The sequence below is a fragment of the Pseudomonas sp. 3A(2025) genome (assembly GCF_054589175.1).
This window is the reverse complement of record NZ_BAAILM010000083.1, coordinates 1-272: the sequence shown is the minus strand read 5'-3', so window position 1 is coordinate 272 and position 272 is coordinate 1. Positions and strand designations below refer to the sequence as shown.

Genomic DNA, 272 nt, shown 5'->3' with positions numbered 1-272 from the left:
CCAACCACCTGTGTCGGTTTGGGGTACGGTTCCTTGTTACCTGAAGCTTAGGAGCTTTTCCTGGAAGCATGGCATCAACCACTTCATGTTCTAAAAGAACACTCGTCATCAGCTCTCGGCCTTGAGATCCCGGATTTACCTAAGATCTCAGCCTACCACCTTAAACCTGGACAACCAACGCCAGGCTGGCCTAGCCTTCTCCGTCCCTCCATCGCAGTAACAAGAAGTACAGGAATATTAACCTGTTTTCCATCGACTACGCTTTTCAGCCT

General features: G+C 49.6%; 1 rRNA gene. It reads right to left on the bottom strand.

Annotated elements, in window-relative coordinates:
• A 23S ribosomal RNA gene (locus ACYP2A_RS22830) occupies window positions 1–272 on the bottom strand; the annotation flags it as partial.